Source organism: Pseudoroseomonas sp. WGS1072 (assembly GCF_049340465.1).
Classification (GTDB): domain Bacteria; phylum Pseudomonadota; class Alphaproteobacteria; order Acetobacterales; family Acetobacteraceae; genus Pseudoroseomonas.
In genome coordinates this window covers 3361746-3374935 of record NZ_JBMPSU010000001.1, presented here as the reverse complement: position 1 = coordinate 3374935, position 13190 = coordinate 3361746, and the positions used below count along the sequence as shown (strand labels likewise).

General features: G+C 69.4%; 14 protein-coding genes and 2 tRNA genes. 6 read left to right on the top strand and 10 right to left on the bottom strand.

The window, feature by feature from the left end; translation table 11 throughout:
• Positions 1 to 11: 11 nt before the first annotated feature.
• The gene (locus ACF3NH_RS15835) at positions 12 to 1340 is read right to left on the bottom strand and encodes a TolC family outer membrane protein (RefSeq protein ID WP_422924819.1); all 1329 of its coding nucleotides are present in this window, start codon (positions 1338 to 1340) and stop codon (positions 12 to 14) included.
• A 172-nt stretch (positions 1341 to 1512) separates the two neighbouring features.
• Positions 1513 to 2172 (bottom strand): protein-L-isoaspartate O-methyltransferase family protein, encoded by a 660-nt coding sequence (locus tag ACF3NH_RS15830; RefSeq protein WP_198368304.1) that lies wholly within the window; start codon positions 2170 to 2172, stop codon positions 1513 to 1515.
• Between the two features lie 135 nt (positions 2173 to 2307).
• On the opposite strand from ACF3NH_RS15830, the gene ACF3NH_RS15825 reads away from it, so the two are divergent.
• Positions 2308 to 2381 (top strand) — tRNA-Cys (locus ACF3NH_RS15825).
• Between the two features lie 92 nt (positions 2382 to 2473).
• Positions 2474 to 2549 (top strand) — tRNA-Asn (locus ACF3NH_RS15820).
• Between the two features lie 473 nt (positions 2550 to 3022).
• On the opposite strand, the gene ACF3NH_RS15815 is transcribed toward ACF3NH_RS15820, so the two are convergent.
• Positions 3023 to 3331 carry a hypothetical protein gene (locus tag ACF3NH_RS15815; protein ID WP_422924061.1) on the bottom strand — a complete coding sequence of 103 codons (309 nt, stop codon included), beginning with the start codon at positions 3329 to 3331 and terminating at the stop codon, positions 3023 to 3025.
• A 12-nt stretch (positions 3332 to 3343) separates the two neighbouring features.
• The gene (locus tag ACF3NH_RS15810; RefSeq protein WP_422924059.1) at positions 3344 to 3691 is read right to left on the bottom strand and encodes a helix-turn-helix domain-containing protein; all 348 of its coding nucleotides are present in this window, start codon (positions 3689 to 3691) and stop codon (positions 3344 to 3346) included.
• A gap of 108 nt (positions 3692 to 3799) precedes the next feature.
• Here ACF3NH_RS15810 and ACF3NH_RS15805 point away from each other — a divergent pair, with 108 nt between their 5' ends.
• A complete protein-coding gene (locus ACF3NH_RS15805; protein WP_422924057.1) occupies positions 3800 to 4288 on the top strand; it encodes a transposase in 489 nt (162 codons plus the stop codon).
• A 190-nt stretch (positions 4289 to 4478) separates the two neighbouring features.
• Complete coding sequence (locus ACF3NH_RS15800; RefSeq protein WP_422924055.1) at positions 4479 to 5558, top strand: SMP-30/gluconolactonase/LRE family protein; 1080 nt, start codon at positions 4479 to 4481, stop codon at positions 5556 to 5558.
• A 36-nt stretch (positions 5559 to 5594) separates the two neighbouring features.
• Here the strand turns inward: ACF3NH_RS15800 and ACF3NH_RS15795 are convergent, their stop codons facing one another.
• The 4 genes from ACF3NH_RS15795 to ACF3NH_RS15780 are packed head-to-tail and all read right to left on the bottom strand — an operon-like array spanning position 5595 to position 9911.
• On the bottom strand, positions 5595 to 6821 hold the full coding sequence (locus tag ACF3NH_RS15795) for an alpha-hydroxy acid oxidase (RefSeq protein ID WP_422924053.1): 1227 nt from the start codon (positions 6819 to 6821) through the stop codon (positions 5595 to 5597).
• Between the two features lie 13 nt (positions 6822 to 6834).
• Positions 6835 to 7830, bottom strand: coding sequence for a Bug family tripartite tricarboxylate transporter substrate binding protein (locus tag ACF3NH_RS15790; RefSeq protein ID WP_422924051.1), 996 nt, complete (start codon positions 7828 to 7830; stop codon positions 6835 to 6837).
• A 33-nt stretch (positions 7831 to 7863) separates the two neighbouring features.
• A complete protein-coding gene (locus ACF3NH_RS15785) occupies positions 7864 to 8646 on the bottom strand; it encodes an enoyl-CoA hydratase (RefSeq protein WP_232477483.1) in 783 nt (260 codons plus the stop codon).
• 8 nt (positions 8647 to 8654) lie between these two features.
• Positions 8655 to 9911, bottom strand: a complete 1257-nt coding sequence (locus ACF3NH_RS15780) for a CaiB/BaiF CoA transferase family protein (RefSeq protein ID WP_422924817.1) — start codon at positions 9909 to 9911, stop codon at positions 8655 to 8657.
• 139 nt (positions 9912 to 10050) lie between these two features.
• Here ACF3NH_RS15780 and ACF3NH_RS15775 point away from each other — a divergent pair, with 139 nt between their 5' ends.
• Positions 10051 to 10995: a LysR substrate-binding domain-containing protein gene (locus ACF3NH_RS15775; protein ID WP_198368297.1), complete on the top strand. Its 945-nt coding sequence runs from the start codon at positions 10051 to 10053 to the stop codon at positions 10993 to 10995.
• A 9-nt stretch (positions 10996 to 11004) separates the two neighbouring features.
• Here ACF3NH_RS15775 and ACF3NH_RS15770 read toward each other — a convergent pair whose 3' ends face one another.
• A complete protein-coding gene (locus ACF3NH_RS15770; RefSeq protein ID WP_422924049.1) occupies positions 11005 to 11313 on the bottom strand; it encodes a hypothetical protein in 309 nt (102 codons plus the stop codon).
• A 142-nt stretch (positions 11314 to 11455) separates the two neighbouring features.
• Positions 11456 to 11938 (bottom strand): Lrp/AsnC family transcriptional regulator, encoded by a 483-nt coding sequence (locus tag ACF3NH_RS15765; protein WP_198368295.1) that lies wholly within the window; start codon positions 11936 to 11938, stop codon positions 11456 to 11458.
• 121 nt (positions 11939 to 12059) lie between these two features.
• Between ACF3NH_RS15765 and hppD the strand changes: the two genes are divergently transcribed.
• Positions 12060 to 13190: a 4-hydroxyphenylpyruvate dioxygenase gene (gene hppD / locus ACF3NH_RS15760; RefSeq protein WP_198368294.1), complete on the top strand. Its 1131-nt coding sequence runs from the start codon at positions 12060 to 12062 to the stop codon at positions 13188 to 13190.

Here is a 13190-nt window from a genome sequence, read left to right as displayed (position 1 = left end):
CTGCGCCATGGTCAGGGTGCTTCCTTGCTGTAATCGCCCGTACCGAACCACTTGGACCTGACGGTCTGGTAGTAGGTGTCCATGTCGTAGAGGGCGACGGGGAGGGCGAGGTCGCGTGCGGTGAGGCGTCCGAGGGAGGCGGCGACGGTGTAGCTGGCGGTGACCACGCTGGAGAGCGCCTGGACCAGGCTGACGCGGGCGTTGAGCAGTTCCTGCTCGGCGTTCAGCACGTCGAGCGTGGTGCGGCTGCCGACCACCGCCTCGCGCTGCACGCCGTCGAGGGCGATCTCGGCGGCGCGGATCTGCGAGCGCACGCTCTCCACCTGGGCGCGCGCCGATTGCAGCTGCTCCCAGGCCTGCGTCGCCTGCTGCATCGCCTGCCGCCGCTGGTCGTCCACCACCTGGCGCAGCCGCACCGCGTCCTGCCGCGCCTGCCGCACCGCCGCGTGCTCGGCGCCGCCCTGGTACAGCGGCACCGACAGGTTGGCGGTGATCTGCTGCCCAGTCACCCGGCTGTGCGGCTGCTGGCTGTTGTCCTGCCGGAAGGCCTGCGCCTGCAGGCTCAGCTGCGGCAGCAGCGCCGCCATCTGCACATCCACCGCGTCGCGCGCCGCCGCCTCGTCGAACAGCGAGGCCACCACCGCGGGGTTGTTGCGCATCGCCAGCTCCGCCGCCTCGCCCCCGGCGCGCACCGGCACCGACAGCGGCTGCGGCGCCACCAGCCGCTCCGGCGCCAGCCCGACCACCCGCCGGAAGGTCGCCCGGCTGGTCTGCAGCGTGCCCTCGGCATTGGCCCGCGCCGAGCGCGCCCCGGCCAGCCGGCTCTCCGCCTGCGCCACGTCGGTGCGCGTGATCTCGCCCACCCGGAAGCGCTCGTTCGTCGCGTCCAGCTGGCGCTGCAGCACCTGCACGTTGTTCACGTTCAGCCGCAGCGTCTCCTGGTCGCGGATCACCGCCACATAGGCCGCCACCACATCGGCCAGCACCTGCTGCTCCGCCGCCAGCAGCCGCGCCCGCTGCGCCAGCACCTGGTTCTCCGCCCGCTTGGTCGCGGCCATCGTCCGGCCGCCCTGGTACAGCGGCTGCGTCAGCGTCGCCGTGGTGCCCAGCGTCTGGCGGTCCACATCCGCGTAGATCCCGCGTGAGCGCGCCTGCGCGTCGATGTAGCCGACATTCCCCGCCACCACCACGCTCGGACGCCACCCCGCCAGCGCCTGCGGCACGTTCTCGTCCACCACGCGCAACTGCGCCCGCGCCGTCTGCAGCGCCGGGTTGTTCGCATAGGCCTGCGCCAGCGCCTCCTGCAGGCTCTGGCCCAGCGCAGGACCCGCCACTCCCATCAACGGCAACGATAGCAGGGCCATCCGCAGAGGGCTGGCAGATGCGGAAAGTCGAATCACCAGATTGCCTCCTTGGCCATGCCCGGATCGGCCGCGCGCCGCAGACTAGGGCAGAAGCGGGTGAAGTTGAACCAGGCCCATGGGCCTGGTCCGCGAAGCGGGCCGCGAGACCTCAGAGGGCAAAGCCCGGCTCGGGCGCAAATCCTGGCAGGAGAACGGTGTTGCAGTCGAAGGCTTCGGTGATGCTGAAGCTGCCGCCCAGGCGTTGCCCCAGCACCGCGACCCCGGATCGGCCGGGCAGGAGCCGGATCGTCGCGAGGCGCCCGCCCTCGGCGAGCTGCCCTACAATCTCCTTCGGAATCGACTGCACGGCGCCCTCGATGACAATAAGGTCATAGGGCGCCTTCTCCGCATGGCCGGCAGCCGGAGATCCCTGAAGGTAGTCCAGCGTACCGGGCGTCAGGGACAGGCCGGACAAGGCCTCCCGGCCGAGAGCCAGAAGGTCGGCTTCGGCCTCGATCGCCGTCACGCGGCCGCCCATCCGACTGACCAGCGCCGCGCCGTAGGCGGTGCCGGCCGCCAGGACCAGCACGGCCTCGCCGGCGCGGACCTTGGCCAGCTGCAGAAGGCGCGCCAGCATCATGGGCTGCAGCATGACGCGGCCATGCCCGAGCGGCACATCCTCATCGGCATGGGCGCGGGCCACCATGGTGGGCGGGACGAAGAGATGGCGCGGCAGATCCGACATGCTGTTGAGGATTCGCGGATCGGTAACCTTGTTGGGGCGGAGCTGCCCGTCCACCATCCACTTGCGCGCGCCCGCGAAATCCATCGTAGAACTATCCTTGGCTGCGAGGCGCGGATCCCCTGCCCACGCCCTGGCTGGCCTTATAGGCGGAGCGCCGCACCGGGCCAAGCGCGACACTCTTGACCCGCGCGCTCCGAGACCCGATACAGCGCCGCAAGGGGCCCGATGGCAGAGTGGTGATGCAGCGGACTGCAAATCCGCGTACGTCGGTTCAATTCCGGCTCGGGCCTCCAGGCTACGCCTTCCAAGTAAGGCGCTCTAACGGAATGATTTTTGCCCCTTGCGGGCAGGGAACAGCCCCGCTATAGCGCCGCCCACAAGCTGATCCCCGATAGCTCAGCTGGTAGAGCACGCGACTGTTAATCGCTAGGTCGTTGGTTCGAGTCCAACTCGGGGAGCCATTTCACCGCCTCTTACCAAGGCGGATCAGAGACTTAAGAAGGGGGACGGTTTGCCGTCCCCCTTCATCGTCCCGCTTGGCGGAACTACCTCCGAAAAATACCCTTCGACGGTTTGCTGGTATTCCTATCCGGAATGCTGAGGCCATCCTTACCCTAGGTAAATTCACGTAAGGGGCCTGCGCGAAACCTGTGCGGGTTACTCTATTGCTGGTGGTTGGCTGCCTTTGTCGCGCGATTGGCGCGCATGGTGCGCGACGTTTTTCAGGGCGGTAAAAACCCCTCGCGTCACGGCATGCCAAGGTGTCTATCTGCCTGTTATTCCTTGATACGCGATACGGTAAAAACTACGGTCCTGCCGCACTGGATAAGCTAAGGCGAAACGCCTCTTGATCTTTCGCTTCTGGCGATAGAGCAATTTAGGGCGATCGGCCTCCGGCCGAGCAGGGCAGCGGCTATCCGCCACCACCGACCCTTCAATCTAAATTCGGCTTGCTCTCAGACCTCAAGGCAGCCTCGGCCAATGCCTTCGCTTTCCGCGCCTTGCCGCGTGCCATCATGTTCAGTAGCACCCGCATCTCACCGGGCAGCCGCGCCTGGCCCGAGGCGATACGGCTGAGATGGCGGACAATGTTCTCCAGCCGCCTGTCATCGCCGTAGCGGACCATCATGCGCGCCAGGCCGCGCTGGCTTTCCCCCAACTCGGCCAGCTTGTCCCGGAACCATTGCGCGCCCTCCGGCGTGCCGTGGATGGGCGGGTTGTGAAAGTGCTCTTCATCCGTCATGGCGCCGGCTCGTCAGATATTGAGGGCCTGGAGCACCGCCTTTGGCTCTCGCTCAATCACGTGCAAGTAGGCCAAAGCTGCGGCATCGGGCCTCCGCCTGCCCTGTTCCCAATCCCTCACTGTGCCGACGGGGATGCGGAAGCGCAGGGCGAATGCCGCCTGGGTCAGGCGGGTGCCAGCCCGCACCTCTCGCACGCGCTCCGCCTCGGCTTCTGCATCCGCCATCGGCAGGTCGGCTTCATTGATGGGATCGATGTGCGGTGCCAGCAGCTCCCGCACGCGGCGGAGCCTGCTCTTCCGCCGCACCACACTCAGGATCTCCGGCGGCACCTGCATTCGCCGCTTGGTAGGCTTGGTCATCGCCTTATCTCCCGCCGTGCTCGCGGCACCATCCCGCTTACGGCGGCGCCGTATGTCCGGCAAGGCAGATGGAGGTAGGTATCGCCCGCCGCATCCGCGGCCCAGCGGTTGCCCGCCACTCTAGGTACTGCCTCACTTAAGCTGCGTGACCTCGACAATGGTATCCGCGGCCTGCTGCCTGGGGTTGGGCTGAAGGTCGGACAGGTCAGCGAGGCAGCCTTCCTGGCGCGTGTGCGCGAACTGGCAGACGGGCAGCCTGGACTGGATGCGCTGATGGGGCTGCTGTTGCAGGCCCGCGATGCCGTGCGGACCGAACGCGAACGGCTGCACCGCCTGGTGCTGGCTGCGGTGCGCGAGGATGACGTCTGCCGCCGCTGGATGACGGTGCCGGGCGTCGGGCCGGTGATGGCGCTAACCTTCTGCTCGGCGGTCGACGATCCCACGCGGTTCAGCTGCTCGCGAGCCGTCGGAGCGCATTGCGGTCTGACACCGAGACGCTACCAGTCGGGTGAGACTGATCGCGTCGGCACCACGCGTGGCGACAGTGTGATCGCCTGGACCCCTACCCTGACCTTGCAGCGGGCGAAGCAGCGATGACCTGTCGCGGATCAGCTCCCGGCTCTCCGCTGCCGTCTTGATCGGCGCGTCAGATCTGATTATCCGCAACGGCGCGCTGCGCGCGCTTGGCGGGCACAGCCTGGCCCAGCCGGGCTGGGTGACTGCCGCCGCGTCGGGAGCCGGACACCTTCAATACGGTTCCTCTCATCCTTCCGCAAAGGAGCTCAGAATGATCGAGAGACGCGCCGCACTGGCTGTTATGGCCGGCCTTGGACTGCAGGCCTGCGCCGCTTCCGGGCGGCCGGAGAACCGGCTTGTCGAGGTCGCCTCCTTCGGCCGGCGGCAGCCCGTGGGTATCACGGTGTCTGAAACTGGACGGATGTTCGTGACCTTCCCACGTCAGAGCGGCTCCGCCGAATTCCGCTACGCTCTGGCCGAGATGGTCCGCGGCGAGGAGGTCCCGTACCCTGATGCCGCCTGGAACAGCTACACGCCCGCGGATGCCGACAACCACTTCATGAACGTGCAGGCGGCCATCGCCCAGGGCGACGTGCTGTGGGTATTGGATGCAGTGCAGCCCTTCGGCAGCGGCACCCCTTCCGCCAGCAAGCTGATGAAGGTCGGGCTCTCGAACAACAAGGTGCAGCGGATCTACCGCTTCGAGGATATCGCGCCCGGCGCAGCAGCGTTGAACGACGTGCGCGTAGATGCGCGCCGCAACCTAGCCTACCTGTCCGACCCCAAGCGTTCGGCCATCGTGATTCTGGACCTGACCAGCGGCCGCACCCGCACGGTGCTCGAGGGCTCGCGGCCGACCAGCGCCGCGCCCGGCTTCGTGCTGCACATCGATGGGCAGGACGTGATGCACACGGGGGGCAGGCCCTTCGTCTCCAACGCCAACGGTATTGCTCTGACGCATGACGGGCGCTGGTTCTATTTCCGGGCCATCAATCAGGAGAATCTCTACCGCATCGAGACGCGCCACTTAGCCGACACGTTGCTGAGCGATGCTGAATTGCTGGCGCAAGTTCAAGATCTGGGCAAGGTCGGCGTCTCGCACGGCATGCTGGCCGACAAGGAGGGCAATATCTATCTCAGCGACTCGATCCACTACGCCATCAATCGCTGGTCGCCCGATGGCCGCGTGACGCGGCTGGTGCAGGATCCGCGTCTGTCCTGGCCAGATACCTTCGCCATCGGCCCGGACGGCACCCTGTATGTCACCGCCGCGCAGATCAACCGCACAGCCGCCTTCAACACGCAGGAGCGGGTGGAGTATCCGTACCGGCTCTACAAGGTCGTGCACTGACAGCCCGGGCCGCCTGCCCCGAAGCGGCGGCCCGCCTCAGCCCGCGCCGGCCATAGCGGCCTGAACCTTGGCCGGGCCGGACGCGGCGGGGGCGCCGCGCCGCAGATAGCGCTGGTCCAGCGCCGCGATGTCCGGGCAGCCCAGCAGGCCCAGCACCCGGTCCACCTCCTCCCGCAGGATGGTCAGGGCGCGCTCAGCCCCGGCCTGCCCGCCAGCGGCCACGCCGTAAAGCGTGGCGCGCCCAAGCATCACGGCGTGCGCACCGAACGCCACGGCTTTGACGATGTCCGCGCCACGGCGGAACCCGCCATCGATCAGCAACACCGTGTCCGGCCGCAGCGCAGCCGCCACCTCCGGCAACATCGAGAAGGCCGAGGCGGCACCATCCAGCTGCCGCCCGCCATGGTTGGATAGCACGATGCCGTCGGCGCCGTGATCCTCGGCCCGCCGCGCATCCTCCGGCGCCAGGATGCCCTTCAGCACCAGCCTGCCGGGCCAGATGCCGCGCAACCAGCCGATATCGCGCCAGCTCAGGCTGGGGTCCATCTGCCGGCTCAGAAAGGCCGCCGCGTTGCGCGCCGAGTTCTGCCCCGGCGGCAGCACGTCATCCAGATTGCCGAAGCGCGGCACGCCATGCGGCACCAGTACGTCCAGCACCCAGCGCGGGTGGCGCAGCACGTCCAGCATGTTGCGCGCGTCGAGCTTCATCGGCGCGCGATAGTTGCGCTTGTCCCATTCGCGGTTGCCGAAACGCGGGCAATCGGTGGTCACCACCAGCGCCTCGCACCCCGCCGCCGCGGCGCGGGCCACCAGCCGCCGCGCCACCTCGCGGTCGCGGAACGGGTAGAACTGCATCCAGACGCGGCCGCCCGCCTCCGCCACCACCCGCTCCAGCGGCGTGGTGGAGACATGGCTGAGCACGAAAGGCACGCCGGCGGCGCGGGCGCCGCGCGCCAGCGCCAGGTCGGCCTCATGCGCCAGCATGCCGTTGAAGCCGGTCGGGCCGATCATGAAGGGCGAGGCCGCCTCGGCCCCCCACAGCGTCACCGCCTGGCGGCAGGTGCCCACATCCACCAGGGTGCGTGGCAGGAAGGCGGCGCCGTCGAAATCCTCGCGGTTGCGCCGCAGGCTGTGCTCATCCTCGGCGCCGCCCTCCACATACTCGAAGGCGAAGTTCGGCACGCGCCGCCGCGCCATGGCGCGCAGCTCGTCGATGCTGCAGGCGCGGCAGACGTCCCGCCCCCGGTGGAAGCGGCGCTTCACGCAGGCCCCCCGCTCATTCCGGCTCGATCCCGACGCGCTTGCCGATGGCGACGGCGCGCTTCACTTCCTCGCGGATGAACTCGCGCGTCGCATCCGGCCCCAGGTCGCGCTGCTCCAGCCCTGCCGCCTTCAGCATCCGCGCAGTGTCCGGCAGCGCCTGCGCCTTGGCGATGTCGGCGGCGATGCGGTCGACCACCGGGCGCGGCGTGCCGGCCGGGGCCAGCACGGCGAACCACACATCCATGGCGATCTCGCCCATGCCGAGCTCGGCCAGGGTGGGCACCGCCGGAAACGCCTCCTGCCGCTGGTCGCTGTCCACCGCCAGCAGCCGCAGCTCCCCGGCCTGGGCCTGGGCGGCGACGCCCGGCAGTGTGGAGACGGCGAAGCCGAGCGTGCCCGCCAGCAGGTCGTTGACCACCGGCGCGGCGCCCCGATAGGGCACATGCACCGCCTTGCCGCCGATTTTCTGCAGCCACATCTCGGGGATCAGATGCGGCGTCGAGCCGTGGCCGGGCGAGCCGAAGGTCAGCTCGCCCTTGCCCTGGCGCACCGCCCTGGCCAGGTCCTCCATCGAGCGGATCGGCGACTTCGCCGGCACCACGAAGGCGTGCGGCGTCGCCGCCACCAGCGAGACCGGCTCGAAATCGGTCACTGGGTTGTAGCTCATGCGCCGGAACATCGCCACGTTCAGCGCGTGGGTCAGGATGTTGCCGAGCCCCAGCGTGTAGCCATCCGGCGCCGCCCGCGCCACGGCCTCCGAGCCGATCATGCCGGACGCGCCCGAGCGGTTCTCCACCACCACCGGCTGCCCCCAGGCGGTGGACAGGTGCTGCCCCAGGATGCGCGCCGGCGGATCGGCCGAGCCACCCGGCGGGAACGGCACGATCAGCCGCACGCTGCGGCTCGGGAACGCCTCCGCCGCGCGCAGGCGGGGCGCCAGCAGCAGCGCCGGGGTTGCCGCCAGAAAGGCGCGGCGGCGCAATGGGTTGAAGGGAGCGGTTTCGCTCATGCTTTCTTGTCCTCCCACGTGAAGTCGCGATCCTTAACGTCCGGAGAAGCGCGGCCTCCGCTTCTCCATGAAGGCGCGGCGGCCCTCGGCGTAGTCGTCGCTGTCGAAACAGGCCCGCTCCAGCGCATCGAGCCGCCCGGGCTGCCGATCGGCGGGGTCGAGGCACCAATCATCGACCGCAGCCTTGCAGGCCCGCAGCGACAGCGGCGCGTTGTCGCACAGCGTTACCAGCAATTCCTCCACCGCCGCCGGCAACCCGCCGGCCGGCACCAGCCGGTCCACCAGCCCGAGGCGGAACGCCTCCCCGGCCTCCAGCCGCCGGGCGGTGAACAGGATGTCCTTGGCCGCCGCCGGGCCAACGATGTCCACCAGCCGCCGCAGCCGCAGGTGGTCGTAGGCGATGCCGAGCCGCGCGGCGGGAATGCCGAAGCGCGCATCCTCCGCCGCGACGCGGAGATCGGCCTGCAGGGCCAGGCCCAGCCCGCCGCCAATGCAGAAGCCCTCGATCATGGCGATCAGCGGCTGCGGCAGCGCGCCCAGCCCGTCGAACGCCTCATCCGCCGTGGCCTTGTAGCGCTGCTCGGCCTCGGCGCTGGCGCGCGCATCCTCGAACTGGCCGATATCGGCCCCGGCGGCGAAGGAGCCGCCCGCCCCGTACAGCACCACCGCGCGGATCTCCGGATCGGCGCCGAAATCGCGCGCCGCGCGACCCACCGCCTGCCACATCTCCAGCGACAGCGCGTTGCGCTTGGCCGGCCGGTTCAGCGTGATCCAACCGACCGCGCCGCGCCGCTCCACCAGAACGGCATTTTCCATGGTCGCGCTCATGCCACCGCCTCCGGCATGCGGATGATGCCCTGCTCGCGCAGCCGCTCCAGCGTCGCGGTATCCAGCCCGGCCTCGCGCAGCACCGCCGCCGTGTCCTCGCCGAGCCGCGGCGCCGGGCCGCGCGGCACGGCCGGGGTGGCGGAGAATTTCAGCGGGCAGCCGAGCGCCGGCACGGGGGCGCCGCCATCGGGATGCGCCACCTCCACCACCATGTTGCGCGCGCGGGTCTGCGGGTGTTCCAGCATCTCGCCCACCGAATGCACCGGGCCGCAGGGCACGCCGGCGGCATCCAGCCGCGCCAGGCAATCGGCCCGCGTCAGCCGCGCGAAGACCGGCTCCAGCGCGGCGATCAGCGCCGGGCGGTCGGCGATGCGCAGCGCGCTGGTCGCCCAGTGCGGATCGGCGCCGATGCCGGCTTCCTCGTCCAGCGCCCGCATGGCGCGGCGGAACAGCCCGTCGCTCTGCGCGCCGATCACGATCCAGCCATCGGTGCAGGCAAAGGCCTGGTAGGGCGCGCCCAGCGGATGCGCCGAGCCGAGCGGGCCGGGCGAGACCCCAGTGGCCAGCGTCATCGCCGACTGCAGCACGGTGTGCATGATGCCGGCCTCGATCAGCGAGGTTTCCACCCGCTGCCCCTGCCCGGTGCGCAGCTTGTGGGCATGCGCCGCGACCACGCCGAGCGCCAGCAGCATGCCGGCGGTGGTGTCGGTGACCGGCGCGCCGACCTTGACCGGCGGGCGGCCCGGCCCCTCGCCGGTGATACTCATCAGCCCGGTGAAGGCCTGGGCGATCAGATCCAGCCCGGGGCGCTGCGCTTCCGGCCCGGTCAGGCCGAAGCCGGACACGCTGGCATAGATCAGCCCGGGATTCTCGGCCCGCAGCGCCTCATAGCCGAGGCCGAGGCGCTCCAGCGTGCCGGGGCGGAAATTCTCGATCAGCACGTCGGCGCCAGCGCAGAGCCGCTTCAGCGCCCGCAACCCGTCCGGCTGCTTGGCATCGATGGCGACGCCGCGCTTGCCACGGTTCAGTACCAGAAAGGAGGCGGCCTCGCCCCGCATCTCGGGCGGGCTCATCTGGCGGACGTCGTCGCCCTCGGGCAGGCGCTCCACCTTGATCACCTCGGCGCCGAGATCGCCCAGAAGCAGGCCGCAGACCGGCGCCGCGACATACATGGACAGCTCGACCACCCGCAGCCCGGCCAGCGGGCCGGTGCGCGGCGGGTCGTTCTGCGGACGCGGCACGGCCGTGGACATCTCGTTCAAGCGGCGATCCTCCCTCTCGGCCGGCTTCGCGCCAGGCCATTGCGACAACGAGGCTAGGTTTGCAGCGACAGGACGACCAATAATATCTCGGGATACCCCGATCGCGTTCGGGGTCAGGGAAGGAACGGGGATGGATCTGAACCGCCTGCGCAGCTTCGCGCGGATCGTCGAGCTGGGCGGGCTGAACCGGGCCTCTACCGACCTCAACATCGCGCAACCGGCGCTCAGCGCGCATGTGGCGGCGCTGGAGGCCGAGCTTGGCGTCAGGCTGCTGCTGCGGCTGCCGCGCGGGGTGGAGCCCACCGAGGCCGGCCGGCGCCTGCACCAGCATGCGCGGGCGGTGCTGCGCCGGCTGGAACAGGCGCGGGATGATGTGCGGGCGGAGGCCGGCTCCGGCCCGGCGGGCACGGTGGCAATCGGAATGCCGCTGAGCACCGCCAACGTACTTGTCCTGCCGCTGATCCGTGCCGTAGCGGCCGCACTGCCGCAGGTGGTACTGCAGATCAACGTGCTGCAGAGCGCCGATATCGGCGACCTGTTGCTGACGGCGCGGCTGGACCTGGCGCTGCTGTTCCCCGAGGCGCCGCTGCGCGGGCTGCGCACCCAGCCGCTGCTGCTGGAGCACCTGCTCTGGGTGCCGCCCGGCGGCGGCGCGGTGGATGGCGCGGTTCCCGGGACGCCGGCCGCCACGCTGCGCGAACTTTGCGGCGTGCCGCTGCTGCTGCCGCGCCGGCCGAATGGGCTGCGGGAGCGGGTGGAGGCGGCCATGGCGCGCATCGGCGCCGCGCCGCGCATCCTGGCCGAGCTGGACGCCCTGCCCTCGATCCGTGCCGCCGCGGTGGAAGGGCTGGGCGGCACGGTGGTGCCCTGGTCCGCACTGCACCATCCCGGCCAGAGCGGCGCGCTGCACGCCCGGCGCTTCGCCGATGCGCCCGAGCTCCAGCGGCAGCTCGCGCTCTGCGATGCCGGTGAGGCGGCGCTGGCGCCGGCCGTCGCGGCCGTGCGCGAAACTCTGATCGAGGTGGTCAACCTCCTCGTGACGGGAGGCGAATGGCAGGCGGTGGAACCGCTGTGACGCGGGGGCTCAGCCGGGCTCGCGCGCGATGAAGGGCCGCGCCGCTTTCAGCGCCGGCTCGCAGGCCGGCACCTCGGCCTGCAGCACCGCCTCGTAGCTGGTCAGGCCAGTCCAGAGCCGGAAGGCGGTGGTGATGCCCTCCCACGGATTCTCCGTGTATAGCGCCCCCAGCGTGGTGTGGGCCGCGGCCACGCAGGAAGAGACGCCCTGCATCACCGCCGCCGGCGCGCCAAGCCCGCCCAGCCGGGCGCTCAGCTCCGCCTGGGCGGGCTCGATGATGAGGACATTGACCAGCAGCAAGAGGAGATCACCGAACATCGAAAGGCTTCCCTGTAGGAGGAGCAGGCATGGGCCCGGCGCTGCCCGTTGCCGGATAAGTCCGTCCCCGCATGGCGGCGGTGTTTCACGGATGCCCGCGCGGGCGTCAAGCTGAACTACGGCGTTGCCGCGCGCGGCGGACTCAACGGAGGCACCGCAGCGGCAGCCGTCCGGTATCCTTCAGCTTGTCCAGAACGATGGAGGAGCGGACGCGCGCCACGCTGTCATGCGCTAGCAGCGTCTCGTTCACCAGCAGCGACAATCCCTTCAGGTCGGGGACGATGGCCTTCAGCAGGTAGTCGGTGTCGCCCGTCATGGCATAGGCTTCCTGAATTTCCTCCACCCGCGCCAGTAGCTCGCGGAAGCGGCGAGAGTTGTCGCCGCTATGGGCGGTCAGCGTTACCTGCACGAAGGCGAGTACGTGCAGGCCGAGGGCTTCCGCCTCAAGCTCAGCCCGGTAGCCGCGGATCAGCCCGGCAGCCTCCAGCGCGCTGCGCCGGCGCGAGCATTGCGACGCCGACAGCCCGATGCGCTCGCCGAGCTGCTGGTTGGTCAGCCTGGCATCTTCCTGCAGCGCCGCGAGCAGGCGGAGGTCGAACCCGTCCAATGAAGGCGTTTCATGCATCCTATCCGACTTTCATGCGCAGATCGTGCATAGTCACCGTTTGGGCGCCCTGTTTTGCACGCACATTGCGCCTTCATGGCACTAGCCTTTCAGCCAGTCCAAGATAAAAGGAAGGCATCCCATGGGTCCGTTCCCGCACGACGCGCCGTGCCAGACCATCAGCGAACACAACCCGGCCGGCACCGACGGCTTCGCCTTCGTCGAGTATGCCCATCCCGAGCCGGAAAAGCTGCACGCGCTGTTCCGCCAGATGGGCTTCACCGCCGTCGCGAAGCACCGCTCCAAGGCCGTGACACTGTACCGCCAGGGCGACATCAACTACCTGCTGAACGAGGAGCCGGGCAGCCATGCCGTGCGCTTCTCGGACTCGCACGGCCCCTGCGTGCCCTCCATGGCCTTTCGCGTGGTGGACGCGCAGCACGCCTACAAGCGCGCGCTGGAGCACGGCGCCGAGCCGGCCGATCCGGCGGATGGCGCACCGACCATGAACCTGCCGGCCATCAAGGGCATCGGCGGCAGCCTGCTCTACTTCGTGGACAAGTATGGCGCGCAGGGCTCCACCTATGACGAGGAGTTCGAGTGGCTGGGTGAGCGCGAGGCCACCCCGCGCGGCGCCGGGCTGTTCTACATCGACCACCTGACGCACAATGTTTTCCGTGGCCGCATGGATGTCTGGTACGAGTTCTACAACAAGATCTTCAACTTCCAGCAGATCCGCTACTTCGACATCAAGGGCGAGTACACCGGCCTCTTCTCCCGCGCGCTGACCAGCCCGGATGGTCGCATCCGCATCCCGCTGAACGAGAGCGCGGACGATGAGAGCCAGATCGAGGAATACCTGCGCGAGTACAAGGGCGAGGGCATCCAGCACATTGCCTGCGGCTGCAACGACATCTACGGCACCATCGAGGGGCTGCGCGAAGGCGGGCTGACCTTCATGCCCTCCCCGCCCGAAACCTATTACGAGAAGGTCGATGCCCGCCTGCCCGGCCATGGAGAGGATCTGGCGCGGCTGAAGAAGAACGGCATCCTGGTGGATGGCGAGGGCGTGGTGGAGCACAAGAAGGCGCGGCTGCTGCTGCAGATCTTCTCGGGCAATGTGATCGGCCCGGTGTTCTTCGAGTTCATCGAGCGCAAGGGCGATGATGGCTTTGGCGAGGGCAATTTCCGTGCCCTGTTCGAAAGCATCGAGGAGGACCAGGTGCGCCGCGGCGTGATCGGCGGCAAGCAGCCGGCTGACGCTGCGGAGTGA

What these genes read in the sequence shown, in the direction of transcription:
- ACF3NH_RS15835 (WP_422924819.1), bottom strand. Translation starts at nt 1,340, where the DNA reads ATGGGAGTGGCGGGTCCTGCGCTGGGCCAGAGCCTGCAGGAGGCGCTG.
- ACF3NH_RS15765 (WP_198368295.1), bottom strand. Translation starts at nt 11,938, where the DNA reads ATGCATGAAACGCCTTCATTGGACGGGTTCGACCTCCGCCTGCTCGCG.
- ACF3NH_RS15815 (WP_422924061.1), bottom strand. Translation starts at nt 3,331, where the DNA reads ATGACGGATGAAGAGCACTTTCACAACCCGCCCATCCACGGCACGCCG.
- ACF3NH_RS15770 (WP_422924049.1), bottom strand. Translation starts at nt 11,313, where the DNA reads ATGTTCGGTGATCTCCTCTTGCTGCTGGTCAATGTCCTCATCATCGAG.
- ACF3NH_RS15810 (WP_422924059.1), bottom strand. Translation starts at nt 3,691, where the DNA reads ATGACCAAGCCTACCAAGCGGCGAATGCAGGTGCCGCCGGAGATCCTG.
- ACF3NH_RS15790 (WP_422924051.1), bottom strand. Translation starts at nt 7,830, where the DNA reads ATGAGCGAAACCGCTCCCTTCAACCCATTGCGCCGCCGCGCCTTTCTG.
- ACF3NH_RS15780 (WP_422924817.1), bottom strand. Translation starts at nt 9,911, where the DNA reads ATGTCCACGGCCGTGCCGCGTCCGCAGAACGACCCGCCGCGCACCGGC.
- ACF3NH_RS15775 (WP_198368297.1), top strand. Translation starts at nt 10,051, where the DNA reads ATGGATCTGAACCGCCTGCGCAGCTTCGCGCGGATCGTCGAGCTGGGC.
- ACF3NH_RS15830 (WP_198368304.1), bottom strand. Translation starts at nt 2,172, where the DNA reads ATGGATTTCGCGGGCGCGCGCAAGTGGATGGTGGACGGGCAGCTCCGC.
- hppD (WP_198368294.1), top strand. Translation starts at nt 12,060, where the DNA reads ATGGGTCCGTTCCCGCACGACGCGCCGTGCCAGACCATCAGCGAACAC.
- ACF3NH_RS15800 (WP_422924055.1), top strand. Translation starts at nt 4,479, where the DNA reads ATGATCGAGAGACGCGCCGCACTGGCTGTTATGGCCGGCCTTGGACTG.
- ACF3NH_RS15785 (WP_232477483.1), bottom strand. Translation starts at nt 8,646, where the DNA reads ATGGAAAATGCCGTTCTGGTGGAGCGGCGCGGCGCGGTCGGTTGGATC.